This is a genomic window from Pantoea sp. (assembly GCF_039594315.1).
Taxonomy (GTDB): Bacteria; Pseudomonadota; Gammaproteobacteria; order Enterobacterales; family Enterobacteriaceae; genus Pantoea.
This window is the reverse complement of record NZ_JBCNNP010000045.1, coordinates 1-26315: the sequence shown is the minus strand read 5'-3', so window position 1 is coordinate 26315 and position 26315 is coordinate 1. Positions and strand designations below refer to the sequence as shown.

Below are 26315 nucleotides of genomic sequence, written 5' to 3'. Positions count from 1 at the left end.
TTAACACCATTAAAACCACAGATACCACGCACCACGCATTTGCGGGCGATCACACTATTTCGCATCTGCGATCTTGCGATACAACCTACGCGGATGACCGATATTGCCATACTGCATCTCGACGCCGATAAAACCGATCTCCACGCAATATTCCAGATAACGCCGACCGGTGGTTTTGCTGATGCCGACGCTCTCCACCACGTGTTCCACCGCCCAATTGCTCTCCGGCGCATCAAGGAAAAAACGCTTCACGCGCTCCAGCGTATTGCTTTCAATGCCTTTGGTTGAAGGGGCTGAGGGCAGATCGCTGGTGGGCAGATTAAACAACTTATCCAGCGCCTGCTGATCGACGGTTTTCATCTGGCGCACACTCTGCTCCAGCAGCATAAAGCGTTCCAGTGATGCTTGCAGACGATGGAAAAATACCGGCTTGAGCAGATAATCAAACGCGCCGCTGCGCATCGCGTGACTACAGGTTTGCATATCGCTGGCGGCGGTAATGAAAATCACCGAACACTCGAAACGCTTCAACAGCGGATCATCAATCAGCGTCACGCCCTGGCCATCCGGCAAATAGTTATCGAGTAGCACCAGACGCGGTTGATGCTCACCAATCAGTTGGCGCGCTTGTTCCAGCGTGGCAGCAATACCGACCACGCGCAGATGGAAGTTCTGTTCAATATATTCGCGATGCAACTCGGCAAGATGCGGTTCGTCTTCCACGATCACCACACTCAGCGCCTTGGCGTTATTCATGGGATTGTCCTATTGAAACAGCCGGTTGGAACGGGATGAATACCGAGAAAATAGTGCCGTGCGGCACATTGTCAGCAATCTCAATACTGCCGCCGGCTTGCTGCACATAACCGGCGGCTAAGTAGAGCCCGATGCCATGTTCCGAGCCTAAAATGTCATCGCCGCTGGCCGGTTTGCTGGTGACACCTTGTTCAAACAGATGCGGTTTGATGGCGTCATCCACGCCGCAACCTTGATCGGCCACTTCGATCAGCAATTCATGATTGCGGTCGGAGATATACAGCTCGATCGGCCTCGCCGGGGTTTTGGCTTTGAGGGTCGCATCTACCGCGTTATCCAGCAGATTACCCATCACCGACATCAACGCGGTTTCGCTCAGCGCGGCGGGTAGACGTGTCAACTGGCATGCCGGATCGAACACCAATTCCACGCCTTTTTCGCGCGCGCTGACGTATTTGCCCAACAGCAAGCCGCACAGTGCAGGCGAAGTGAAGCGCGCTGAGACGAAATCCAGCACCTGCTGTGCGCCCGCCGATTGTGCCTGGATGTAACGCATCGCATCGTCATAACGCTGCATTTGCAGCAATCCCACCAAAGTTGCGGTCCAGTTCAACTGTTCGTGGCGCATGATGCGCAGATTATCCGCATAGCGTTTCACCTGGCTTAATTGGCTGCTCAAGGTATTAATGTCGTTTTTGTCGCGGAAGCTGCACACCCAGCCGCTGGGCTCGCCCGGTGCCAGTTCAATCGCCACGCGGTTGACGATCACCTGGCGCTGATTCATCACCGTAATATGGTCGTGATGGCGCCCGTTTTCGCCGAGATCGCTGTGGCTGAGAAACGTCGGATGGATTTGCAATACCGCATCCAGCGGCTTGCCCAGCAACTCACTTTCACTCTGCTGGATATCCAGCAACTCACGTGCCGCGCGGTTAATCAAAATCAATTGACGTTCGGCATTCACGGCAAAAACCCCTTCGTACATCGCTTCCAGCAGCGCTTTTTGTTGCAGCACCAGCAGCGCGATATCTTTCGGTTCGAGCCAGAACATCTGTTTTTTTAGATTGCGGGTAAACATCCACGAAAAGATAAACAGCAATAGCAGCAGAGCAATGCCGTACAAACTGGCTTGCCACAACAGGCTGATATTGATGTTGGCGATATAAGAGGTGAGATAACCCACGGAAACAATGCCGATGACCTGGTGCTGCGGATTGAAGATCGGCGCTTTGCTGCGCAGCGATACGCCAATGCCGCCTTTACGCACCGAAATGATGGTTTTCCCCTGCAACACTTCGGCGTTGTCGCCGCCAATCAGCGGCAGATTTAGCCGCTCTGGCCGTTCAGAGTGATAAAGATGCTGCTCATTCACATCACCAATCACGATATAGCTGGCATCACTTTGATCGCGCAGCGGCTGGATCAAGGCGGCGATACCAGCGATATCACGCTGCGCCACTTTCTCTGCCAGGCCCGGCATCAGCGCAATTTCACTGGCCTGCACCCGCGCGCGCAGCCCCAAATCGTGATGCAGTTGGCGATCAATAAAATGAAACAGGATGGTGCCCAGCAGCGCCAGCAGCAGGCAAGAAAACAGCACCAGCGAGAGAAAGAGTTTCACCTGAAAAGGTAATCTGCGTTTCATACGGCCTGTGATTGAGAAAGTAATGGTGAACACTTAACCGAGGATTTACAGAAGCCTATCACGGCAAAATAGGCCGGGTGATCGGCTCAGGCCAGAGTTGTGAGCTGGCTACAAACTAATGAATTATCAGGTGTGAATATCTTCTGGCACGGGCTTACGCCGTATTGCCACCTTATTCCTGGATTTTCCCTCCCGCTGCGTTAATCAATCCGTGCAATGCCAATTCATCGCGGCTAATCAATACGCCTGACTTTTATCCATTTCCCGCATGAGTAAATTCCGTTTCGGCCTGGCAACCATTGACCTTATAACGGCGACTGGTGAGAATGCGGTGAAAGTTTTGAATTAGATCGCAAAATTTTGGCTTAAAGCCTATTGCAGTGCGGCTGCGAGAGCCGCACTGAATTAACGCCACTTGCACGCATCGGTTCGCGAAAGACGCATCGAGATAATAAAAGTGCAGGGCATACAGCAAATATCGTTAATGTCGTGACGTTCGTTGAGAAGGCCCGTCTGAAGATGCACCCTCTCAGCCCCGGTCGGCATTTCTTGTTTTTCGTTATGAATGAATTAAAAGCGCCAGCGTTTTTTGGCATCTATAACGGAAAACGACAGTTTTAAATTAAAAATAGTGTTGCATGTTGCGATGTCGCCATTAAGTCAAATCGCCACATGAAAAAACGTAACTCGCTGAAAATAAACTGAACTCGATTGAGTGCAGCGCAGCATTTTTACGCCAAAAATAAGAGTTTATGGGATTTTAGTGCACTGGTAGCTGTAAGCCAGGGGCGGTAGCCTGCCTAATTTAAAGCATGAAAATAGAATTAAACTGCACGATTAATTTGGCGATTATCTTATTCCACTATTCGTTTAGAAATCATTTATAGGCCATTTTTATTTAGCCTGAGGAAACTCCGAAATAGCGGTCAAACCAATGTTAAGCCGGGCGAAAGAAACGCAGTGCCAGGATTATCGATTAATCCTTGTCGCGTTCACCGATCGCTTTTTACGCCCGCAACTTTTACTTCGACAGAGTCCAGAGGTCATATGCTAAATCCTGTTAACGACGTTTTAATTAGCGTCATCGTGCCGGTGTATAACGCCGCGGCGTATCTGGAGCGATGCATTGATAGCCTGCTACAGCAGGACGAAAACCGTTTTGAAGTGATCTTCATCAACGACGGTTCGCGCGATAATTCGCTCGCGATTTTGCAGAACTACGCGCATTACCCACATTTCCAGCTTATCGACCAACCGAATGGCGGCGTCTCGTCGGCGCGCAATCAGGGCATTCGTGCTTCGCGCGGCAAATTACTGTGCTTTTTAGATGCCGATGATTTCCTGCCGCCCAATGCTTTTTCGACCTATGTGCGTTTGATGCAGCCGCAGGTAGCGATGGTGGTGGGCGAGTCGCAGCACTTTACGCCGCAAGGTCAGCCGATCGATTTCCCGGCGAATAGCAGCATATCGCGAGCATTGGCAGCATCGGCGGCGATTAACGACGTGCTGTATTTCAATCCGCGCCACGGTATTTGCGACAAGGTGTTTCGCGGCGATGTGATTCGTCAGCATCAACTCAGTTTTAATGAGGATATTTATAACTTCGAAGATCTGCTGTTTGTGATTAATTACCTGCATCTACAACAAGACCGTCAGGTGATATTTACTCAGCAAGTGGTTTATCACTATGTGGTATCACCCAATTCAGCCACGCGCTCGACACTGCGAGAAAAACATTTCTCGTTTGCGCGATCTTTCAGCCAGATGCAGGCGTTTTTATCCCGCCAGCATAATCGCTGTTATTACCATCTCTATTTAAAGGTTACCTCATCTTATATCTATAAAGCGTTGCACAGCGACGGCTTCAGCCGTGCCTTTGTTGATGAATATATCGCGCTCTATCGCCGCAGTTTTAAGTCTTACTTCACTTCAGGATTAATGCTTAATCCGTGGAGTCTGTACTTTGCGCTGTTTTTTGTCAGCCCGCGTCTGGTATCGCGTCTGCGCCGTCTGGCACAGAAATAAACGCGGAGGCTAAATTGTGAAAGATAAATTAAAAAACTCCATGTGGATGATCGCTGAAAAGCTGATCGCGGTATTTGGTTTAATATTTGTCACTTCGTATGTGGCTAAGTATGTCGGGCCAACCACCTTCGGCATTATTTCGATCTCAATGCTGGTGTTCCAGTTTATTCAAAGCATCGCGCTGATGGGCAGTGATGTGATTCTGTTAAAACGTATTTCACAGAATCGCTATTCCGGCATGCGCTTAATGATGGCCACGTTTTTATTGGTGCTGCTGATTTATAGCGTGCTGGCGGTCAGCGGCATGTTGATTATGGGAGAAGAGTGGAGTGCGGATGCACTGATCTTTATCTGCGCTGCGGCAATTGCTTGTCTGTTCTCTGCGCTGGATTTGGTCAATATCTACAACGAAGCGATGTTGAATGCGCGCCTGAATGTGATTGCCAACCTGATCGGTTTAGCCATCAGTCTCACCGTGCGTTTCTTTATTTCGTATTACGCGCTGGACCCGAAATTCTTAGCCGTGCCGATTGTGCTGGCGACCTTTATTCCCTTCGCCATCAAACTCACTATTTTCCTGAAATACCATCGTCAGGTGCCGATTCCCGCATTACGGCATATGAAGAAGTATTCACGTTATATGGTGGCGTCGGGCATTTCTTTGGTGTTCTCGGTGATTGCGGTAGCGATATATACTCGCGTCAATCAACTGAGCGTGTCGTATTTCCTCGGCGTAAAAGAGGCCGGAATATTCTCCGTGGCGCTGACGCTCGCTACCGCATGGGTATTTTTACCCAATGCGTTGCTGGCGTCTTTTTTCCCGGCGTTCTTTGCTGAGCGTGATGACGAGCAAGCCATCATCCGTGTGCAGAAGTTACACCTGCTGGTGCTGGGCGTTTCATCGTTGGTGATTATGGCGATTTGGCTGCTGTCGGGCTGGTTTATTCGTGATTTTTACGGTGTGGAATATCTCGATGCGGTGGCACCGACATTGCTGCTCAGTATTGGCGCGATGTGCGCGGTGCTCAGCAGTTTAATGGACCGCTTTATTATCAAATATAACGGTTATCGTTATTTAGTGAAAAAGACCTTTGTGGTGCTGCTTATTTGCATCACGTCATCACTGTGTTTGGTGCCGTATTTTGGTTTAAACGGCGCCGCCATAAGCGTGGTATTAACCGAATTCTTATCCTTTACCTTACTGAATTACTTTTTCCCTGCACGTCCTGTCATGCGTATTCATCAAGTCTTTCTCAACCCCAGGAAACTATGGCTGTTATTTAGCAATACAAAACCTCAGACAGTAAAGAGAGTTTATCATGAATGAAAAACCCCTATTTAGTCTTATCATTCCCGTCTATAACGCCCAAAAAACCATTAAACGTACCTTGTTGAGCGTGCTTAATCAGACGTATAACAATCACGAGGTGATTGTCGTTAATGATGGCAGCAGCGATTTAACGCCTAATATAGTGGCAGAGTTCAGTGCATATTCACAGGTCACGGTGATTAACCAAATCAATGCCGGTGTCAGCGCCGCAAGGAACAGTGGAATTAAACAGGCGCGTGGTGAATATGTGCTGTTTCTCGATGCCGATGATTGGGTGGATGATAACTTCCTGATGATCTTTAAACAGAACCTCGATGCCTGGCCTGCGGAATCGGTCGAGCTGATTGTTGGCAATCTCAATGACAACCGCGTTGGGAAAGTCTCACAATCGGGGTTCTTCAGCAGCGAAGAAATTCCTTACGTGCTGGGCGAGTTGGAGATGAGTGATAACATCGGTTATCTGCATAACAAATGTTATCGCCGCCAGATTATTGAAGATCTCGATCTGCGCTTTTTGGAAGGCATTTCGATGAGTGAGGACCTGTTATTTAACCTCAAATTCTTCAGCTGTATTAGCAACTTCCTGGTGACGCCAGGCGCGGCTTATCATTATGAAGATGTCGAGGGTTCATTATCCAAGCGTAAAGTGCAGTACAGTGAACTGAAAGTGCGTAAACAGTTTCTGACCGCGCTGTATGATGCGATCGTGAATAAATACCAGACCAGCGATCTCGATTACTTCCTCAAAGGCATCTCTAAACGCGTGTTGGCGTTGGATATGCAAATCGTCACCGCGATGTATCACTCTTCGTTTTCACCTGCGGATATCGCCCAGGAAATTAATGAAATAAAGCGAGGGAAATACTCAAAAGGTATTTTCATTCTGCTGAATAAAAATGAAAAACTGAAGTACATGATTATGAATTTGAATACTATCACAGCGTACTATTTTCTTTATGCTCTCTACAGGATGCGCGCATTCTGATTTGAAATTCTCCCGGGATTATTCTCTACAGCTTTGCTTAGAGGCTAATTGCCGGGGGAGTTTCACCCGTTGTTGTTCTGCTCGACCCGTGGCAACAACTCATCGTTGCCACGCCTTCCAGCTTCCTCGCTCATTTTCTGCGCCATCTCACATCCATCTTCTTGCACTCACTCCCGCTCTCATGTCAAATAGCGCCCTCGCAATCGATTGCGCGCATGTTTCGTGCATTTACTGCGATTAAAAGCATCAGGGTACGTGAATTTCACGTTTCAAAACGTCATCCTTTGCGTCGCGGCAGGGTTGGAAAGCCTGCGCCATGATTGGCAGCCATGCGGTGGCTGCATTTTGACAAGTTTGCAATTCTGGAGAGACAGATGGACAACTCACAAACCGGTACGCTTGGCAGCGTTGAAACGGATGCCAAAGGTTGGCGTAAGAGCGATACCGTGTGGATGCTGGGGCTGTATGGCACGGCGATTGGTGCAGGCGTACTGTTCTTACCGATCAACGCGGGCGCAGGCGGTTTGATTCCGCTGATCATCATGGCGATTCTTGCCTTCCCAATGACCTACTATGCACACCGCGCGCTGACGCGTTTTGTGTTATCCGGCAAAAATCCCGGCGAAGATATCACCGAAGTGGTGGAAGAACACTTTGGTGTCGGCGCGGGCAAGATCATCACGTTGCTCTATTTCTTCGCCATCTACCCAATCTTATTGATGTACAGCGTGGCGATTACCAACACTGTTGATAGCTTTATCGTGCATCAATTGGGCCTGGTGTCGCCGCCGCGCGTATTGCTGTCGCTGATTCTGATCATCGGCATGATGACAGTGGTGCGCTTTGGTGAGCAGATGATTGTGAAAGCCATGAGCGTGCTGGTATTCCCGTTCGTGGCGGTATTAATGCTGCTGGCCGCCTATCTGGTGCCGCACTGGCACGGCGCGGCGCTGGAAACCTTGTCGTTCAGCCAAAGCATCAACGGCAGCGGTATCTGGATGACCTTGTGGCTGGCTATTCCGGTGATGGTGTTCTCCTTCAACCACTCGCCGATCATCTCTTCATTTGCCGTCGCCAAGCGCAACGAATATGGCGCAGGCGCGGAGAAGAAGTGCTCACGCATTCTGGCAAATGCCCATCTGTTGATGGTGGTGACGGTGATGTTCTTTGTGTTTAGCTGCGTGCTGAGCCTGTCGCCTGCCGATTTGCAGGCGGCAAAAGATCAAAACATCACCATTCTGTCGTATCTCGCCAATCACTTTAATGTGCCGATGATTGCGTGGATGGGGCCGATTGTGGCGATGGTCGCGATTACAAAATCCTTCCTCGGTCACTATCTTGGTGCGCGCGAAGGCTTTAACGGCATTGTGGTCAAGTCGCTGCGCAGCCGTGGCAAAACCGTCACGCCGCAGCGTTTGAATCGTCTAACCACCGGCTTTATGCTGTTGACCACCTGGTTAGTTGCGACGTTGAATCCGAGTATTTTGGGGATGATTGAAACCCTCGGCGGGCCGATTATTGCGATGATTCTGTTCCTGATGCCGATGTACGCCATTCAGAAAGTGCCGGCGATGCGTCAATACAGCGGCAAAATCAGCAATGTATTTGTGGTGCTGATTGGTGTGCTGGCAATTTCGTCGATTGCGTATTCGTTGGTGAATTAGATACCAACATTTGCATTAAACCGTAGCGGCGCGATTTATCGCGTTCTTTTGGGACGGCGCACCGTCAGGTCAAAACAACGCGATAAATCGCGCCGCTACGAATGTATACCCGTAGGTGTATTACACCGCGGCGGTTTTAAACACGCTCATCGATTGAGCCAAACGATCGGCCTGTTCCTGCAACGCCTGCGAGGCCGCTGACGCTTCCTGCACTAGCGCGGCGTTCTGCTGTGTCACCGCTTCCATCTGGGTAATCGCCAGATTGATTTCGCTAATGCCGCTGCTCTGTTCGCTGCTGGCAATAGTAATTTCACTCATGATATCCGCCACGCTTTTCACGCTGTTAACCACTTCGCCAATGGTGGAACCGGCGTGCGTCACCAGACGACTGCCTTCATCCACTTGCGCCACGGAATCTTCAATCAGCACCTTAATCTCTTTCGCGGCTGAAGCTGAACGCGCCGCCAGATTACGCACTTCCGTTGCCACCACGGCAAAGCCGCGACCTTGTTCACCGGCACGCGCGGCTTCAACGGCGGCGTTAAGCGAAAGAATGTTGGTCTGGAAGGCAATGGAATCGATCACGCTGATAATGTCGACGATCTTCTTCGATGACAACGTAATGGCTTCCATCTTCTCGATCACCTGTTCCATCACCGCGCCGCCTTGCTTCGCGACATTCGAGGTATTGGCGACCAGCTGATTGGCTTCACGTGCGTTTTCGGCGTTGTGCTTCACGGTGGCCGTCATCTGTTCCATCGCGGAGGCGGTTTCTTCCAGTGAACTGGCTTGCTGCTCGGTACGTGAAGAGAGATCGATATTGCCGCTGGAGATTTGATTCGACGCCACCGCGATGGTATCGGAACCGGCACGCACGTCGGAAACGATGGTCAACAGATTGTCGTTCATCGCCTGCAAGGCTTGCATCAATTTGGCGGTTTCATCGTTGCCGCTCACTTCAATGTGCGAGCTAAGATCGCCCGCCGCCACTTTACCGGCAATTTCTACCGCGCTATTCAGCGGACGTACAATTGAGCGCGTTAACATAAAGCCCAACACAATCGAGGCGGCAATCGCCAGCGCTGAGAAGATCAAGGTGATCTCAATCGCTGATGAACCATTTTCGATGATGTTGGCGCCTTCCTGCTCCAATTGGCCTGATTGCGAGTTGGCAAAGGCGATGGCGCCATCGAGGAAGGCATTCTGCGTGGCGGTGATTGTCTGCAATACAAAGGCGCTGGCTTCATCGGCCTTGCCGGCACGGACTAACTCCAGTAACTGGTTCTTCTCGGCCTCAAACTTCTCGCTGGCGGCCAGCAAGCCAGCAATTTTCTTTTTACCAATTTCCGTCACCTGCACCGCTTTGATTTTATTCATCGCGTTGTTGGTGTGCTGAGTGGCTTCGTCTAATTGCTGGTAGCGCTTAACGTTATATTGCGGGCGGTTGGTATCGATCACGATGCCGCGCATGTATTTGATTTGATCGTTCACGCCATCGCGCACGTCAAAGCCGAGGCGCACTTTCATATAGCGATCTTCGACAATCGAAGTGATGCCGGTTTTGATGTTGTTGATTTTGGTAATCGACGTCACGCCGACGATGATCAGTAGTGCCACCACTAAACCAAAGGCGATGCCCAAGCGGACGCCAACCTTCATATTCTTTAAGCTCAACATTGTTTCTCCCCGTGATGCCAAATTAAGTTGTTTTCAAGACGGAAAAGCAGACAAACGTGCCCGCATCAGGTTGATGTTTTATAAGGTGAAAATGGTTACGCAGCGTGACAAACCGATGATGGCCGCGCCGCAACCAGCGCTAACAGTTATCGGTTGTTAATGTTTGATCTTTAATTTTTTAGAGGTGGGTCACAGAAAGGTTAAAAACGTTAAAGTTGATTTTGGTTTGGTTGTAAATCGAGGCGGTTTGCAGCCATAAAAATGCCCGCACAATCCGTAGCGGCGCAATTTATTGCGCAACGTCGGAAGCGGGCAAATTTCTTCAGAATATTGACGTCAAAACAGCGCGATACATCGCGCCGCTACGTTATGTGCAGGATTTTACCGGTTTTTCTTTAACACGCCATGAATCACCGTGCTCAGTTCGTTGATTTCGAACTTGGCCACGTAACCATCGGCACCAACTTTACGCACGTGATCTTCGTTGGCGCTGCCGGAGAGAGAAGAGTGAATCACCACCGGAATCTGGCGCAGATTATTATCGCGTTTGATGTTGCGCGTTAAGGTAAAGCCATCCATTTCCGGCATTTCGAGATCGGTCAACACCAGCGCGATCTTATCGTGGATCGATTCGCCATTAGCGGCCGCTTCTTTCTGCATCTCATTAATCTTGATCCACGCTTCCAAACCGGTGTTGTGCATGATCGCCGGAATGCCCATGCTTTTCAGGCCTTGTTCCAGCAACTGGCGCGCCACTTTGGAATCTTCCGCCACAATCGCCACCTGGCCCGGCTTGAGATTGAAGTCTTTAGCGGTTTCAGCACTTGGCTCTACGCCGCGCACTGAGGGAATGATGTCATACAGGATCTGCTCTACGTCCAGCACCATCGCCAGGTTGTTGCTCTGACCATCGGTATCCAGGCAGGCGATGCTGGTGATGTTGCGGCTGCCAATGCCCGCTTCAGCGGTGTGCACCTGATTCCAGTCCAGACGCACAATGTTCTCAACCGATTCCACCGCAAACGCTTGGGTACTGCGTGCATATTCGGTTACCAACAGCAAATTCAGGCCAGTTTCTGGTTTGCAGCCGGTGACTGCGGGCAGATCGATGACTGGAATAAACTGACCACGAATGCTGGCCATGCCCAACAGTGGCGATTGCATGCCTGCTGCGCGGGTGATGGTTGGCATCGGCACGATTTCACGTAGCTTAAATACGTTGATGCCGTACAGCTCAGATTTACCTTTCAGCTGATCGGAACCCAGTCGGAACAACAGCAGTTCGAATTTATTGGAAAGCGCAAGGTTGGCGCGTTCATCGATCTCTTTCTGAAAATTATCCATCATGGCCTCGAAGTGGAATCTGGGCAGGGAAAAGGGGCAATGATTAACTTATCGGCAGGTGCGGAAAAAAATGAAGGGAGATAACGGAAATTTTAGCGTGAGGGCGGGCGCCCTCACGCCGAGACAGCTTACTTCAGCAAAATCGCGCGTACGCTCTTACCTTTGATCTTGCCTTCTTTCAGCTTGATCAACGCTTTCTTCGCCTGTGCCGCATCGATAGCGACATAAGCATGAGTGGCTGTCATGTCGATCTTACCGATCTGATCGCCACTGAATCCAGCTTCACCAGTTAGTGCACCCAGAATATCGCCTGGGCGAATTTTGGCTTTACGGCCGCCATCAATGCACAACGTCATTTTAGTGGCGGGCAGCGGCTTGGCGGTGACACCTTTCAGCGTGCTGGCGGAAACCCAGTTGAGTTTTTGCTGTAAATACTCTTCCAGCGCATTGGCGCGCACCATTTCGTCGGAGGCCACGAAACTCACCGCCAGACCTTTTTCCCCGGCGCGACCGGTACGGCCGATACGGTGAATGTGCACTTCCGGATCCCACGCCAGTTGGAAGTTAACCACCAACGCCAGCGATTTGATATCCAGGCCGCGCGCAGCGACATCGGTAGCGATCAGCACGCGAATGCTGCCGTTGGCGAAGCGAATCAGCACGCGTTCACGATCGCGCTGCTCCAGATCGCCATGCAACGCCAATGCGCTGATTTGGCGCTCGTTCAGCGCTTCAGCAATGTCATCACACTCACGTTTGGTGTTACAGAACACCACGCAAGAAGCCGGTTGCTCCTGGCTTAGCAGCGCACTGAGCAGGCCATGACGCTCTTTGGCGCTGGCTTCAATAAACTGCTGTTCGATGGTAGGCAGCTCGGTTTTATCTTCGGTCGCTACCGCTAATGCATCGCGCTGAAAACGCTGACTCAGGCTGGCGATGGTGTCCGGCCAGGTGGCGGAGAACAGCAGCGTTTGGCGGGTTTCTGGTGTGAAGCCAATAATCGCTTCCATATCATCACGGAAACCCATCTCCAGCATGCGATCGGCTTCGTCCAGCACCAGCGTTTGCAGTTGGCTGAGATCGAGGTTGTCGCGCTTGAGGTGATCAAGCAAACGGCCCGGCGTACCCACCACAATGTGTGGCGCGTGCACCAGCGAATCACGCTGCGCGCTCATCGGTTGTCCGCCGCACAGCGTCAGAATTTTAATGTTGCGCGTGAAGCGGGCCAGTTGGCGCAGCACGTTGCTGACCTGATCGGCCAGTTCGCGCGTTGGGCACAGAATCAGCGCTTGCGTGTGGAATTGGCTGTTGTCGATGCGGTTCAGCAGACCAATACCAAAAGCGGCGGTTTTGCCGCTGCCGGTTTTCGCCTGCGCACGCACATCGCGCCCTTCCAGAATAGCGGGCAGGGAAGCGGCCTGAATCGGCGTCATTGCGTCGAATCCCATCTCGCGCAGGTTATCGAGTTGGCTGGCAGGCAGTTGCGTCAGGGTAGAAAAAGCAGTCACGGGAATGTCTCTAATAGCGGGAAGGATTGCGGCGGTCAGTCTGGCAGAAAGGGCGATAATCGGCAATCGTAAATCATGGATTTAGTCACGCAGGTAAATTGATCAGCTATATGTAGGAATTGGCTTATTAGTGACCAATAAATGATGCGAAATTTTAATGATTTTTCTGAATTGCGCGACAAATTCATGCCGCCGATGAAAGTTATTTTTATCGGAAAATTTGGTAATTAGTTAAAAAATAGCGCCTTTTGTTGGGATTTGGTGGCGTTTTTTGCAGAGATTGCGCTTATGTGTCACTGAGTAAGGTTAAAAATGGCATTAAAAGTTAGCGGCGAATTGCTTTATATTTGGCGCGCCATTTGGCGAACTATTCAATACACAAAATAATTCAGAGGTCATTTCATTGAGTCATTACGTCCAGGGACAAAACGAAGACATTCTGAAAATCGTCGGCCGCGCCGTGTTAACGCTGCATTTGCATGGGGAAACTTTGTCGTCAGATAAAGTCAGCTCCATGATTGCGTGTTACGCGGAAGAAGAGCCTGTCAGTGACGATGAAAACCAGCGTTTGTATGCGCTGGCGATTCAGATGTTGTCGTAAAATCCAGCACCCGCATGATGCGCTTGCCGCATCAGCGTTTACGTTCATAAAGCCTCCGACATGGAGGCTTTTTTGTTATTAGCCTTTTGGCAAAAATCAGGCGCTAAACACCGGCAATCCGCGATGGAAGGTGGCGCGCACCGGAGAAATACGTGCCACCGCTTCGGCAGAGCAGCTGGCCTCAACCAACATCATGCTGGCTTCATCCTGCACTTTCGGCCACTGGCGTTCGCCCTGGTTCGATAGCGGCAAAATCCCGCCGGTGGCGATATGCAGCGCACGGCTTAATCCGAACTCATCAGAACCGCGATACAACTGTGCATACAAATTGGCTTTTTCCAGCATGCTACCAGTACCGAACGGCGACCAATGATCGATCACGCTGTCGGTGCCGGTCATCACCGTGATGCCTGCCGCCTGCAACTGCGGCAATGGCATGGTCAATTTGCCAATCGGAATGGTCGATGCCACGCTCATCTGCTGCTCGGCCATGCCCGCAATCATCTGATCCAGCGCTTTGCCTTCCAGCGTGCCGAGGGCAAAACCGTGGCTCAGCGTCACTTTGCCTTTCAGCTGCGGATTTTTCGCGATGGTATCGATCATGTACTGAATCGCTGCCACGCCCGAAGGCGAGGTTTCGTGCAGATGGATATCCACGCCGCGTTGGAAATCGAGCGCGATTTGGAACATCGCATCCAGTGACGCCTGCATTGCGCCATCAACATTGGTCGGGTCCAATCCGCCGACGTACTGCACACCCATTTGCATCGCTTCACGCATCAAGCCATCGACTTTCGAATGCAGCAAACCGTGCTGCGGGAAGGCGACGATTTCACACGGGAATTCCGGATGATCGGCCAGCGCCAGCTTCAGGTGCTCAAGGCTTTTCAGGCCGCTCACCGGATCGATATTGCAGTGGCTGCGCGCTTCGGTGGTGCCTTTGCTGTGCAGCAAACCAATGATCGCTTCCGCGCGCGCCTGCGAAGTCGGTAACAGTTGCGGGATCAGCACCTGTTCACGCGCAATCATATCCATGATGGTTTTGCCCTGACGCGGACGCGGCGCTTGCCACGGGCCGCCGTAGAAGGTTTTGTCCAGATGGATATGCATATCGCGGGTGCGCGGCAGCAGCAGGGCGCCGTTGGCATCCCATTGCGGCAACGCGGCGTTGCGCGCTTTACTGGCGGCATCAATCGCCGCAAAGCGACCATCTTTGATGGTGATGTCGTACAGCGCGGTGCGCGTCGCGATCACCTCGTTGCCATCGCGCTCAAAGCCTTCTTCGAGGCGCACGTTGAGCAGTTGGTAATGGGCAACGCGCGGCGGTGGCGTGTGTGGTTGAGTGTTGTCAGCTAACAACGGCGAGCTCTGTCCGGCATGGCTGATGCCGGCGGCGATTAGACCGCCCGCAGCGGTTAAGGTGAGAAAGTCGCGACGGCTGGGAGAAGTGAGTTGCATCAGAGGTTCCAATCAAGTGAAAAGCCTAATCTGGCAAAACCGCTCGGTTTACGCTGCGATATTTCCCACTGGTTACTATTGGGAAAATCACTGCCACGCCAAACCGCAAAACGTCACCAGCGCGGCGGCGAGGGCTTGCTGTAATTCGTCCTGTGGCGAGCGGCAAAACAGCGCCAGTTCAAAATGATTGATGTTCGGCAAACCGTCGGCTTCGCCTACTACGCGATGCTCTGGCAAACGGCAACTGGCGGGCAGCAGCGTTAAACCCAAACCGGCGGCGCTGGCGCTGGCGAGGGCCACCAAACTGGCGCTGCTGTAGCTGATACGCCAACTGCGCCCCAGATTATCCAGCGTTTGCGCCATCTCTTCGCGATATAAACCCAACTGCGGAAACACCACCAGCGGCACCGGCGTTTGCTCAAAACAGGGATGCGCGGCGCTGTCGAGCCACAGCAGCGGTTCCGGACGTGAGGCTAAAGGCCGCTCGCCGCCGGGCTGCTTGATCAGCATGATATCCAGCTCCTCGCGCTGCCACGCACGATGCAGATCGACATACATGCCGCTCATCACATCAAGGCGCAATTGCGGATGCTGGCGGCTGAACCCGGCCAGCAAACTGGCGGTCGGCGCGGCAAAATCTTCCGGCACGCCGAGCCGCAAAATGCCATCGCGCCATTTATCACTCAACACGTCGTGCGCTTCGCCATTTAGGGCGATAATTCTACGTGCGTAGCCGAGCAGTTTTTCCCCCTCTTCGGTCAGCGCCACCTGATGCGAGGTGCGTTCCAGCAGCGGTTTGCCGATCATCTCTTCCAGGCGGCGCACTTGCTGGCTCACGGTGGATTGCGAAAGGTGCACGCGGTCGGCGGCGCGGGTAAAACTGGCGGTTTCGCACACCGCAACAAAGCTCAACAGTTGCTGCGGGGTGAACATCGGCTGACGATTCATTTTTCCACTGGTCGCTATGGTGTTATTTCATTTCCAAATAGTAACTGCTGCTGCGATGCTAACAATCTCTTTTCTGCAGGATTGTGTATGAACCGACATTCCAACGGACTGACGCTCGCCGCTTTAGTGCTGGCCGGGCTGAATATGCGTCCGTTACTCACTTCTATCAGCCCGTTGCTCGGCCAGTTGCGCCAGGCGATGGGCCTTTCTGCGCTGGCGGCGTCGCTACTGCCAGCGGTGCCGATGGTGATGATGGGCGCGATTGCTTTGCTCAGCGCCTCGTTGATGCAGCGTGTGCCGCTGCAACGTTTGCTGTTGGCGGGATTGACGCTGCTGTTGCTGGCGCTGGCGGCACGCGGTGTGATTCACGATGGTCAATGGCTGGTGATCAGCGCGTTGTTTGGCGGCTTGGGCGTTGGCGTGGTGCAGATGGCGATGCCGGGTTTGATTCGCCAACGCTTTGCCCAACGCAGTGCGCCGATCACCGGTTTGTGGGCGGGCGCGCTGATGGGCGGTGGCGGCTTGGGCGCGGCGTTGTCGCCGTGGCTGAGCGCGCAGGTCGGTTGGTCACTGGCGCTGGCCGGTTGGGCGCTGCCGGTGTTGCTGGCAATCGGTTTATGGTTGCTGGTGCGCGCGCCGTTGGCGGCTAAAGCGGAAAGCATCGTCGTGCCGCCGCTGTGGCGCAAGTCGCGCGCCTGGACATTAGCCATCAGCTTCGGTCTGATGAATGGCGGCTACGCCACCTGCGTGGCCTGGCTGCCGGATGCTTATCATCATTTGGGCTGGTCGGCGCAGGCGGGAGGATCGCTGCTGGGTGCGATGATTTTGTGTCAGGTAGCAGGCGCGTTGTTGATGCCGCTGCTGGCGCGCAAAGCCGATCGTCGACCCCAGCTGCTCATCAGTTTGTTGTGTCAGTTGATTGGCATGAGCGGCTTTCTGTTCGCACCGTTGTTCGCGCCATGGCTATGGGCGGCCATTGCCGGTTTCGGTTTGGGCGCGGGATTTCCGCTGTCGATGGTGCTGGCGCTCGATCATCTGCCACATCCGCAAGCCGGGGCGCGGCTGGTGGCGTTTATGCAAGGCGCGGGTTTTATCATCGCGGGCTGCATGCCGTTTATCGCCGGACAATTGCAGGCCTTCACCCACAGTTATTCCAGCGTCTGGCTGATGCAAGCTACGGTAACGGTTGGGTTGATCCTGCTGAATTTTCGCTTCCATCCACGCAGTTATGGTCGCGCCTTTGGCTGAATTGGTCCTACCACCCTCCTGAAATGTTGCCGTATCGTCACATAACACGAAAAATCACACCAGCTTCGTTGCTTTAGGTTAACAATGCATTAACTATCTGGAGCCAGAAAGCCCGGCGCGCCAAATGTGGTCCTACCAATTTGGCGCAGAACAGGGCAAAGCGGCGGCGCACACCTGCATCAGCCGATGCGCCGCACCCTTCTGGTCACCTCTGGAGTAAACGGCATGCAGGTATGGCAACAAAACTACGATCCGCTCAACAATTTGTGGCTCTCCAGCCTGGTGGCGGTGATCCCGATTGTGTTTTTCTTCTTCGCGCTGATTAAGCTCAAGCTCAAAGGCTATCAAGCGGGCACGGCAACGGTGGTGATTGCGCTGCTGGTGGCGCTGTTTCTCTACGGCATGCCGCTGGGACAAGCGCTGGCTTCGGTGGTGTACGGCTTCTTATACGGCTTGTGGCCGATTGCATGGATCATCGTCGCCGCCGTTTTCGTCTACAAAATTTCGGTGAAAACCGGCCAGTTCGACATCATTCGCGCCTCGATTCTGACCATTACCCCGGATCAACGTTTGCAGATGCTGATTGTCGGCTTCTGCTTCGGCGCGTTCCTTGAAGGCGCGGCGGGCTTTGGTGCGCCGGTGGCGATCACTGCTGCGCTACTGGTGGGTCTCGGCTTTAATCCGCTGTATGCCGCGGGACTGTGTTTGATCGTTAACACCGCGCCGGTGGCGTTTGGTGCAATGGGCATTCCGATTATCGTCGCCGGGCAAGTCACCGGACTCGATAGCTTCCAGATTGGTCAGATGGCGGGCCGCCAGTTGCCGTTCCTCACCATGATCGTGCTGTTCTGGATCATGGCGATCATGGATGGCTGGCGCGGCGTGAAAGAGACGTGGCCAGCAGTGATCGTTGCTGGTGGATCGTTCGCTATCGCCCAGTTCCTCAGCTCCAACTTCCTTGGCCCGGAACTGCCGGACATCATCTCTTCGCTGGTGTCGTTGGTGTGTTTGACGCTGTTCCTGCGTCGCTGGCAGCCGGTGCGCATCTTCCGTTTTGAGCAGGCCAACAGCGAGAAAACCCAGACGCAACCCCGTTACAGTCTGGGACAAATCGTGCGTGCGTGGATGCCGTTCCTGTTCCTCACCGCCACCGTGACTTTGTGGAGCATTCCGCCATTCAAAGCGCTGTTCGCTAAAGGCGGCGCGATGTACGACTGGGTATTCACCGTGCCGGTGCCGCTACTGAATGAATTAGTGGCGCGCATGCCACCGGTGGTGAATGCGGCGACACCGTATCCGGCGCTGTTCAAGTTTGATGTGTTATCGGCGACCGGCACCGCAATTCTGCTGGCGGCGGTGCTGTCGGTGCTTTGGCTGCGCATGAAGCCGAAAGCGGCGATTCAAACCTTCGGTGAAACCCTGAAAGAGCTGGCGCTGCCGATCTACTCCATCGGCATGGTGCTGGCGTTTGCCTTTATCTCCAACTATTCCGGTTTGTCGGCTACGCTGGCGTTAGCGCTGGCGCATACTGGCAATGCCTTTACCTTCTTCTCGCCGTTCCTTGGCTGGCTTGGCGTATTCCTTACCGGTTCTGACACCTCTTCCAATGCGCTGTTCGCTGCGCTGCAAGCCACTACCGCACAGCAAATTGGTGTATCGGATGTGCTGCTGGTGGCAGCCAATACTACCGGCGGTGTCACCGGCAAGATGATTTCGCCACAGTCGATTGCCATTGCCTGCGCCGCCGTTGGCCTGGTGGGCAAAGAGTCGGATCTGTTCCGTTTCACCGTCAAACATAGCCTGATCTTCACCTGTATGGTCGGCGTGATCACCACGCTTCAGGCCTATGTCTTAACCTGGATGATTCCATGACTGAAAACACGCTGCGGGCGCGCTTGTGCGTCTGGATCACCGAACATCAGCTTGAACCCGGCATGCGTTTGCCCTCTGAGCGCGCACTGGCGGCGGAATTTGCCGTGTCGCGTTCATCATTGCGCGAAGCGATCCAGCAATTAATCAGCAGCGGCGTGTTAATCAGTAAACGGGGTGGCGGCACCTGGCTGCGTCAGCCGCAGGAGCCGTGGTCGGAACAACGCATTGTCGAGCCGATCCGCCAGTTGCTGGCCGCCGATCCCGATTATCGTTATGACATTCTCGAAGCGCGCCATGCCATTGAAGCCAGCACCGCGTGGCACGCGGCGTTGCGTGCCACCGAATCCGATAAAGAGCGGTTGCGCTATGCCTTTGATGCGCTGCTGAAGATGAATGAAAGCGACGATCCGGATCTGGCGGCGCAGGCCGACTTGCGCTTCCATCTGGCAATCGCCGAAGCCTCGCACAACGTGGTGCTGCTGCAAACCATGCGCGGCTTTTTCGATCTACTGCAATCCTCAGTGCTGCACAGCCGCCAGCGCATGTACACCCAACCGGTGATCTTCAATCGCCTCAATGAACAGCATCAGGCGATGTTTGATGCGGTGATGGCGGGCGATGCCGAAGCGGCACGCCAGGCGGCGATGGATCACCTCGGTTTTGTTCACACCACGATGAAAACTCTGCATGAAGATGAGGCACGCCAGGCGCGCATAACGCGCTTGCCGGGCCACGATTTACCTCAGCATAAGGAAAAAAACGGATGATCATTTCTGCTGCCAGTGACTATCGCGCCGCGGCGCAACGCATCTTGCCACCGTTCCTGTTTCACTATCTGGATGGCGGCGCGTATGCCGAGCACACGCTGAAGCGCAATGTCTCCGATCTCTCTGATGTGGCGCTGCGTCAGCGCGTGCTGAAAAACATGTCGGAACTCAGCCTTGAGACCAAGCTGTTCAACGAAACCTTGTCGATGCCGGTGGCGCTGGCACCGGTCGGTTTGTGCGGTATGTACGCGCGACGCGGTGAAGTGCAGGCGGCACGTGCGGCGGCGTTAAAAGGGATTCCGTTTACGCTCTCTACCGTTTCATTGTGTCCGATTGAAGAGGTCGCGCCGGCGATCAATCGCCCAATGTGGTTCCAGCTGTATGTGCTGCGCGATCGCGGCTTTATGCGCAATGCGCTGGAACGCGCCAAAGCTGCCGGTTGTACCACGCTGGTGTTCACCGTTGATATGCCGACACCGGGCGCACGCTATCGCGATGCGCACTCCGGTATGAGCGGGCCGAATGCGGCGATGCGCCGTTATTGGCAGGCGGCAACCCATCCACAATGGGCGTGGGATGTGGGTTTGCATGGCCGTCCACACGATCTCGGCAATATCTCAACCTATCTCGGCAAACCAACCGGACTGGAAGATTACATCGGCTGGCTGGCGAATAACTTCGATCCGTCGATTTCCTGGAAAGATTTGGAATGGATTCGTGAATTCTGGGATGGCCCGATGGTGATCAAAGGCATTCTCGACGCGGAAGATGCACGCGATGCGGTGCGTTTTGGTGCCGATGGCATTGTGGTGTCGAATCACGGCGGACGTCAGTTAGATGGCGTGCTCTCTTCGGCGCGTGCGCTGCCTGCCATCGCCGATGCGGTGAAAGGTGATATCACCATTCTGGCCGACAGCGGCATTCGCAGCGGGTTGGACGTGGTGCGCATGATCGCCTTGGGCGCCGACAGCGTGCTGCTGGGCCGCGCATTTGTCTATGCGCTGGCGACACACGGCCAACGCGGCGTCGAGAATTTGCTCAATCTGATTGAGAAAGAGATGAAAGTGGCGATGACATTAACCGGTGCGAAATCGATCAAAGAGATCACGCAAGACTCGCTGGTGCAGGCTAACGCGCTGTTGAGCGAGGCGGGATTAAGTCCGGCGCGTCCGCGCGCGGTGAGCTAATCGGGCAAGATGAGTGGCGTTGTCTATACTGAGTACCTGTCGTACACAACAGGAGGAATGACATGACCATTCATAAGAAAGGATCGGCCCATTGGGAAGGCGACATTAAAGGGAAAGGCACCGTCAGCACCGAAAGTGGTGTGTTAAACGCGCAGCCTTACGGCTTCAATACCCGTTTTGAAGGGCAGAAGGGCACCAATCCGGAAGAGTTAATTGGTGCGGCACATGCGGCCTGCTTCTCGATGGCGCTGTCACTGATGCTCGGCAATGCAGGTCATCCGCCAACAAGCATCGATACCACTGCGGATGTGTCGCTCGATAAAAAGGGCGAAGGTTTTGCCATTACCAAAATTGCACTGACCAGCACCATCGCTTTGCCCGGCATTGATAAGGCGAAATTCGATGAGATTATCCAGCAGGCCAAAGCAGGTTGCCCGGTTTCTCAGGTACTCAATGCCGAAATCACGCTCGACTATACGCTGAATAATTAATCGCCCTTGCGGGTGAGCAGCGCTAGAATCAACGGTGCGCCTTAGGGCGCATCGTTGCTTTCTGTCGTCTGGAGGATGCGTGGCAAAAAAACTGGCTGCAACCAAACACTGGAAAATGATTGTGGTGCTGTTGTGTATCTGCGGTGCGTTGATGCTGATTCGTTGGGCGGCGATGATATGGGGCTGAAGGATTGGTTTTGGCGCCACAAACTCGGCGTGTTGGTGATGGTGATTTTAGTGTTGGAGCTACTGCACTATGTGCTCACCGCCTCTTGGTTACCGTGGCAGTTGGGCTAATCAATCAGGCGTAATGATTATCTTGCTGGCGAACGTTACGCACGCTGCTGCGCGCAATGCGATAAGCCTTACGTGGATCGCCCGCCACAAACTCAAAGGTGGGGGAGAAGTAAAACGGTAACCAGCCTTCAAAGCCGCTTTCCCATTCCCAGCGAACCGGGCAGGGCCAGATGATACCGTCATACAAAATGTAATAAACCCAGCGTCCGTTTGGACGACGGGGGCGAGCTTTTTTCATTGGATTCACAACGGTGATAGTGAAAAGCAGCTTATATTTTGAACGCTACAACCTATTCTTGCAATGCCGTTTGGCTAAATATTGCGCGACTGTAATAAAACTGGCACCGAATTAACGGTGCACTTCGCCACAAAGCAGGACCACATTGGGCCGGACTTTGTGGATGCGATCGGCCATCTGCTCGCACACCGCTTTGGTGGGATAGATGCGTTCCGATACCGGCAACGCGTCACAGGCATCATGTCCACACGCGCTTACTAACAAAACAAAACCAATCAGCATAATCAGACTCCTTTAACACCTTCGCGTTGGTACGGAATGTGTGGCTGGTTGTTCCCTTTTTTTGATCCAGTATAGCTAAACGCGTCAGGATGCAATTATCACCCCGAGCGGCTTTGTTGTCCGGCAGGCAAGATTATACGCAACGCCATACGCAACGGCAGCTTAATCTGCGCTAAACTGTGCGGCCTTGATAAAAATGATGAGTGAGATAACCATGTCGAATGAAATTGCCCAGCCAGCCAGCAACCCAAAACAAGCCGCTCTACAATTGGTGATTGAGCTGGTGCGCGCCGGCAAACTCAGCCCGCTGCACGGTGATGCGTCTAACATGATTTCCATTTACGAGCAGTTCAAAAACCATTTCGAAGCGGAAAAAGAGTAATTTCCCGCCAGCGGTCGCCAGCAATGGCGACCCGATGGCATCAGGCGAAATACCACGCAGGAAGAATCGCAATCAGGTTATTCAGCGTGTGCAGGAAAATTGGCAGCGCGAGGCTGTTACTGCGCAGGCGCGCATAGCAAAGCAGCAGGGAAAATAGCGTTAACGCCACTAACGTTTCCCAATGCACATATTGCGTGTGCATCGCGGCGAACAGCAGCGAAGTGAGCAGCATGCAGGCAAAACGGCTTTTCGGCGCCCACAGCAGAAAACCTTGCAGCAAGAATCCGCGGAATAACACCTCTTCGAACACCGGCGCTAACAATACCGCCGTCAGCAGCAAAATCAGCATCGAATTGCGGCCCTGCTGCGATTGCGCAATCAGCCAGCCTTCCGGTTGCAAAAACTGCGTCTGCGCCACCATCAAAGCAAACAACAACGCGATAAACAGCAGCGCTTGCAGTGGGCGCACATAGCCCAGCGGAATATCGGTACGGCGTTGACAATAAAAACGGTACAGCGGATAGATCACCGCAAACTCAACCAGGCATAGCACCGGCATCAGCAAGCCATTACTCATCAGTACGCTGTAGTTGGGAAACAGCGTAACCAGCATGGTGACAAGGTAATAGGCCACAAAGCTACCAACGTAGAACAGCGTTAACGTAACTTTGTCGGATTGGGTGTCCATAGGCGACTCAGCGGGCAGAGGAGAGCGCATAGTAGCAATGCCGATCAGCGCTGTCGAGGTGGCGTGTGACACATTTGCGCTGCTCAAATATTCCACCATTAAGACTAAATCTGCGGCGCAGTGCGCCGATAACCATTCAAACCCTTACAGGGTGGAGATGGCGGATGATGCGCCCTCATCCGCCTATTTTTTGCTGCCTGTCTTTCGCGAGCATTGCGCATGAATTCTGAGTATCACCGGCACGCGGCACTCCCCGCCAGGGCCAATATGGAAGCACACACGGTTCGGGTGACGCGACGCAGTTTACGCACCTTAACCTCGCTGCTGTTTGGTGTTCTGCTGCTGTCGGTAGTGATGGTGCTGGTTATTGCCCATCGCCAAAATCGTGATTCAATTCAGCAAGATGCCAATCTGATGCACCACGCATGGCAGCAACAGCAGCAAGAGATGTTGGTTGATGCACGCGATTATGCCAACTGGGGCGAAGCCTGGAAAAACCTGCATCTCACCGTCAATACCGTTTGGGCGTGGAACGAAGAGAACTTTGGGCCGGGACTGTACAAGGAGTATCACTACGACGGCGTATTCGTGGTCGATGGCAGCGGCAAAACGCGTTATGCGGTGGTGAATGGCAAACTCTCGGATGCCTCGCTGGAGAGTTGGTTAGGCACGCAAAGCACGTTGTTATTGAACACCGCCCGCACCTTACACGATGCTGTCGCCCGCAATGCGTTGATTGAAAACAATGCCGCCATTTTGGTCGCCGCGCCGATTACGCCGGGCAAAGTGCCGGATCTACCCACCATGCCCGGACCGGCTTCGGTGATGGTGTTCGTGAATATTTTGACGCCCAATAAACTTGAGGCGTTGGGTAAATCATTGAATGTCATCGAACCGCGCTTGGCTCGCGGTTTTAACGATGCGCTGTTTGAGCCGCGTTTGGTGGAACCGGCGTTGCAAGGTGAACCGCTGGTGATTCGCTGGCAGCCGAAAGATCCCGGTTTTGGCGTGATTTGGCTGATGATGCCGCTGCTGTTTTTCACCGCATTGGCGGTGGCGCTGGTGACGCGTCGCGTGCAGCGTCATGCGTTGCACAATGCGGTGATCTCCGACCGACGTTTTGAAATGCTGGCGATTAGCCAACGTGAATTAGCCAACAGCGAGGAGCGTTTCCGCGATCTGGCGGAAGCGGCATCGGACTGGATCTGGGAAATCGACGATCACGGTCGCCTGTGCTATCTCTCGTCGCGCTTTGCGGCGGTGACCGGGCATGAAGTCAAAAGCTGGATCGGTCGTCCGCTTGATCAGTTGCTCAGCCATCCCAGCCATTCACTGGTGTCGTGGCTGATGCGCCAGGGCGAAGAGGTGCAGCACGTGCCGTTGCGCTGCCAGTTTATGTCGGCGAACGGCGAGCGGCGTATTGGGCAATTGATGGCGAAAGCGATTCGCCGCAACGGTTTACGCAGTGGTTTTCGCGGCACGGTATCGGATATCACCCACGAAGTGGATGCCGAAGCGCGTATTCAATTCCTGTCGCGTCATGACATGCTGACTGGATTAGCTAACCGCATCCAGTTACAGGAGTATCTCACCGCCTATCTGGAAAACCTGCGCGATGACGATCCGCTATTTGTTATTAGCTTCAATCTCGATCAGTTCAAACCGATCAACGATACGTGGGGCCACGCGGTCGGCGATGAAGTGCTGAATGAGGTCTCAAAACGGCTGAAAAGCCTGCTAGCACCGCATGAACTGGCGGCGCGACTCGGCGGCGATGCCTTTATTTTGCTGCTGCGTGAAAGTTCGCGCGCGGGCGTGGAGTATCGCTGTCGCGCGCTGCAACGCATCATTTATGAGCCGATTTATAGCGGTTCACATCAAATCAATTTAACCGCCAGCATGGGCATCGTTTCTGCGCCGCAGGATGCCACGCAACCGGAAGCGCTGCTGCGATTAGCGGACATTGCGCTGGCACAAGCACGCAGCGCCGGACGCGATCAATGGGTATGGTATTCCACCGACATGGCCAACCATTTGCAGTCGAAACGCGACATGGTGCAGGCGATTGAACAGGCGCTTATCGATCACGCTTTTACGCTGCACTATCAGCCGCGTTATCAGCTGCAAAATGGGCAACTGGCGGGCGCAGAAGCGCTGATTCGTTGGCAAGTCGCCGATAACCAATGGATCACACCGGATCGCTTTATTCCGCTGGCGGAGGAAAACGGTTTGATCGCCGCGATCAGCGATTGGGTGCTAATGCGTGCCTGCCTCGATGCGCGCGATTGGGGCGAACAGCGTTATGTTTCCGTCAATATTTCGCCGGTTGAGTTTCGTAACCACGATTTGGTGCAGCGCGTGGCGCATGCATTAGAGGTCAGCGGATTACCGGCGACGCAGTTGGAGTTGGAAATAACCGAAAACGTCACCTTTGAGAATCCGGATCGCGCACTGGAGATCATGCAAGGTCTGCGCGCGCTCGGCGTGCGCTTGACGGTGGATGATTTTGGCACCGGCTATGCGGCGCTCGGTTACCTCAAAACCTTCCCGTTTAATGGTTTGAAGATTGATCGTTCCTGGATGAAAGAGTTCCCGGAATCGAAACAGGCGCAATCGGTGGTGGCGGGAATTGTCGGCTTGGCGCGTGCTTTTGCTTTGACCATCACCGCCGAAGGCATCGAAACCGACGCGCAGCTGCAGGAGCTGAAAGCGCTGTCCTGCGAAGAAGGGCAGGGCTATTTTCTTGGCCGCCCAATGCCGTTAGCCGCGTTTAATGCCCGGCTGCGCGAGGAATCGTAGGGTCGCCATTTAGGTACAAACCGGCCACATGGGTAACACTTTAGACCGGGCACATGGGTAACAGTTATAAACGGCATAGCAGAGGAGACTCACTATGCCCTGGACTGAGAAAGTATCCATGCA

General features: G+C 53.5%; 23 protein-coding genes. 13 read left to right on the top strand and 10 right to left on the bottom strand.

Annotation, left to right across the window (positions count from 1 at the left end):
- Nucleotides 1–54 precede the first annotated feature (54 nt).
- Both ABDW13_RS18940 and ABDW13_RS18935 read right to left on the bottom strand, forming a co-directional pair.
- Nucleotides 55–756, bottom strand: coding sequence for a response regulator (locus tag ABDW13_RS18940; RefSeq protein WP_343554098.1), 702 nt, complete (start codon nucleotides 754–756; stop codon nucleotides 55–57).
- A complete protein-coding gene (locus ABDW13_RS18935) occupies nucleotides 749–2401 on the bottom strand; it encodes a sensor histidine kinase (RefSeq protein WP_343554097.1) in 1653 nt (550 codons plus the stop codon). The genes ABDW13_RS18940 and ABDW13_RS18935 overlap by 8 nt, the downstream gene beginning before the upstream one ends.
- 1047 nt (nucleotides 2402–3448) lie before the next feature.
- On the opposite strand from ABDW13_RS18935, the gene ABDW13_RS18930 reads away from it, so the two are divergent.
- The 4 genes from ABDW13_RS18930 to ABDW13_RS18915 all read left to right on the top strand — a co-directional run bounded on the left by ABDW13_RS18930 (nucleotide 3449) and on the right by ABDW13_RS18915 (nucleotide 8405).
- The gene (locus tag ABDW13_RS18930; RefSeq protein WP_343554096.1) at nucleotides 3449–4426 is read left to right on the top strand and encodes a glycosyltransferase; all 978 of its coding nucleotides are present in this window, start codon (nucleotides 3449–3451) and stop codon (nucleotides 4424–4426) included.
- 16 nt (nucleotides 4427–4442) lie between these two features.
- Nucleotides 4443–5753: an oligosaccharide flippase family protein gene (locus tag ABDW13_RS18925; protein WP_343554095.1), complete on the top strand. Its 1311-nt coding sequence runs from the start codon at nucleotides 4443–4445 to the stop codon at nucleotides 5751–5753.
- On the top strand, nucleotides 5746–6741 hold the full coding sequence (locus ABDW13_RS18920; RefSeq protein WP_343554094.1) for a glycosyltransferase family A protein: 996 nt from the start codon (nucleotides 5746–5748) through the stop codon (nucleotides 6739–6741). Before ABDW13_RS18925 ends, ABDW13_RS18920 begins: the two co-directional genes overlap by 8 nt.
- A gap of 374 nt (nucleotides 6742–7115) precedes the next feature.
- Nucleotides 7116–8405 carry an HAAAP family serine/threonine permease gene (locus ABDW13_RS18915; protein ID WP_343554093.1) on the top strand — a complete coding sequence of 430 codons (1290 nt, stop codon included), beginning with the start codon at nucleotides 7116–7118 and terminating at the stop codon, nucleotides 8403–8405.
- 120 nt (nucleotides 8406–8525) lie between these two features.
- Here ABDW13_RS18915 and ABDW13_RS18910 read toward each other — a convergent pair whose 3' ends face one another.
- The 3 genes from ABDW13_RS18910 to dbpA all read right to left on the bottom strand — a co-directional run bounded on the left by ABDW13_RS18910 (nucleotide 8526) and on the right by dbpA (nucleotide 12934).
- Nucleotides 8526–10082: a methyl-accepting chemotaxis protein gene (locus tag ABDW13_RS18910; protein ID WP_343554092.1), complete on the bottom strand. Its 1557-nt coding sequence runs from the start codon at nucleotides 10080–10082 to the stop codon at nucleotides 8526–8528.
- A 381-nt stretch (nucleotides 10083–10463) separates the two neighbouring features.
- Complete coding sequence (locus tag ABDW13_RS18905; protein ID WP_343554091.1) at nucleotides 10464–11426, bottom strand: chemotaxis protein; 963 nt, start codon at nucleotides 11424–11426, stop codon at nucleotides 10464–10466.
- Between the two features lie 128 nt (nucleotides 11427–11554).
- A complete protein-coding gene (gene dbpA / locus ABDW13_RS18900) occupies nucleotides 11555–12934 on the bottom strand; it encodes an ATP-dependent RNA helicase DbpA (RefSeq protein WP_343554090.1) in 1380 nt (459 codons plus the stop codon).
- Between the two features lie 403 nt (nucleotides 12935–13337).
- Between dbpA and ABDW13_RS18895 the strand changes: the two genes are divergently transcribed.
- On the top strand, nucleotides 13338–13535 hold the full coding sequence (locus ABDW13_RS18895) for a hypothetical protein (RefSeq protein ID WP_039333073.1): 198 nt from the start codon (nucleotides 13338–13340) through the stop codon (nucleotides 13533–13535).
- Nucleotides 13536–13631: 96 nt separating this feature from the next.
- On the opposite strand, the gene ABDW13_RS18890 is transcribed toward ABDW13_RS18895, so the two are convergent.
- Both ABDW13_RS18890 and ABDW13_RS18885 read right to left on the bottom strand, forming a co-directional pair.
- Nucleotides 13632–14993, bottom strand: a complete 1362-nt coding sequence (locus tag ABDW13_RS18890) for an amidohydrolase family protein (protein ID WP_343554089.1) — start codon at nucleotides 14991–14993, stop codon at nucleotides 13632–13634.
- A gap of 87 nt (nucleotides 14994–15080) precedes the next feature.
- Entirely contained in the window at nucleotides 15081–15941 is an 861-nt protein-coding gene (locus tag ABDW13_RS18885; protein ID WP_343554088.1) for a LysR family transcriptional regulator, read from the bottom strand.
- An 87-nt stretch (nucleotides 15942–16028) separates the two neighbouring features.
- On the opposite strand from ABDW13_RS18885, the gene ABDW13_RS18880 reads away from it, so the two are divergent.
- The 6 genes from ABDW13_RS18880 to yniD all read left to right on the top strand — a co-directional run bounded on the left by ABDW13_RS18880 (nucleotide 16029) and on the right by yniD (nucleotide 21693).
- Complete coding sequence (locus ABDW13_RS18880; protein ID WP_343554087.1) at nucleotides 16029–17189, top strand: cyanate transporter; 1161 nt, start codon at nucleotides 16029–16031, stop codon at nucleotides 17187–17189.
- Nucleotides 17190–17414: 225 nt separating this feature from the next.
- On the top strand, nucleotides 17415–19061 hold the full coding sequence (lldP, locus tag ABDW13_RS18875; RefSeq protein WP_343554086.1) for an L-lactate permease: 1647 nt from the start codon (nucleotides 17415–17417) through the stop codon (nucleotides 19059–19061).
- Nucleotides 19058–19828 carry a transcriptional regulator LldR gene (gene lldR, locus ABDW13_RS18870; protein ID WP_343554085.1) on the top strand — a complete coding sequence of 257 codons (771 nt, stop codon included), beginning with the start codon at nucleotides 19058–19060 and terminating at the stop codon, nucleotides 19826–19828. Before lldP ends, lldR begins: the two co-directional genes overlap by 4 nt.
- Complete coding sequence (gene lldD / locus ABDW13_RS18865; protein WP_343554084.1) at nucleotides 19825–21015, top strand: FMN-dependent L-lactate dehydrogenase LldD; 1191 nt, start codon at nucleotides 19825–19827, stop codon at nucleotides 21013–21015. The genes lldR and lldD overlap by 4 nt, the downstream gene beginning before the upstream one ends.
- 62 nt (nucleotides 21016–21077) lie before the next feature.
- A complete protein-coding gene (locus tag ABDW13_RS18860) occupies nucleotides 21078–21506 on the top strand; it encodes an OsmC family protein (protein ID WP_343554083.1) in 429 nt (142 codons plus the stop codon).
- A 79-nt stretch (nucleotides 21507–21585) separates the two neighbouring features.
- The gene (yniD, locus tag ABDW13_RS18855) at nucleotides 21586–21693 is read left to right on the top strand and encodes a small membrane protein YniD (RefSeq protein ID WP_021507251.1); all 108 of its coding nucleotides are present in this window, start codon (nucleotides 21586–21588) and stop codon (nucleotides 21691–21693) included.
- Nucleotides 21694–21807: 114 nt separating this feature from the next.
- Here yniD and ABDW13_RS18850 read toward each other — a convergent pair whose 3' ends face one another.
- Both ABDW13_RS18850 and ABDW13_RS18845 read right to left on the bottom strand, forming a co-directional pair.
- On the bottom strand, nucleotides 21808–22041 hold the full coding sequence (locus ABDW13_RS18850) for a hypothetical protein (protein ID WP_343554082.1): 234 nt from the start codon (nucleotides 22039–22041) through the stop codon (nucleotides 21808–21810).
- Nucleotides 22042–22152: 111 nt separating this feature from the next.
- Nucleotides 22153–22323, bottom strand: a complete 171-nt coding sequence (locus ABDW13_RS18845; RefSeq protein ID WP_343554081.1) for a hypothetical protein — start codon at nucleotides 22321–22323, stop codon at nucleotides 22153–22155.
- A gap of 214 nt (nucleotides 22324–22537) precedes the next feature.
- On the opposite strand from ABDW13_RS18845, the gene ABDW13_RS18840 reads away from it, so the two are divergent.
- A complete protein-coding gene (locus ABDW13_RS18840) occupies nucleotides 22538–22705 on the top strand; it encodes a hypothetical protein (RefSeq protein WP_196761358.1) in 168 nt (55 codons plus the stop codon).
- Nucleotides 22706–22745: 40 nt separating this feature from the next.
- On the opposite strand, the gene ABDW13_RS18835 is transcribed toward ABDW13_RS18840, so the two are convergent.
- Nucleotides 22746–23393 (bottom strand): CPBP family intramembrane glutamic endopeptidase, encoded by a 648-nt coding sequence (locus tag ABDW13_RS18835; RefSeq protein ID WP_343554080.1) that lies wholly within the window; start codon nucleotides 23391–23393, stop codon nucleotides 22746–22748.
- Between the two features lie 219 nt (nucleotides 23394–23612).
- On the opposite strand from ABDW13_RS18835, the gene ABDW13_RS18830 reads away from it, so the two are divergent.
- On the top strand, nucleotides 23613–26192 hold the full coding sequence (locus tag ABDW13_RS18830) for an EAL domain-containing protein (protein WP_343554079.1): 2580 nt from the start codon (nucleotides 23613–23615) through the stop codon (nucleotides 26190–26192).
- The last annotated feature ends 123 nt before the right edge of the window (nucleotides 26193–26315 follow it).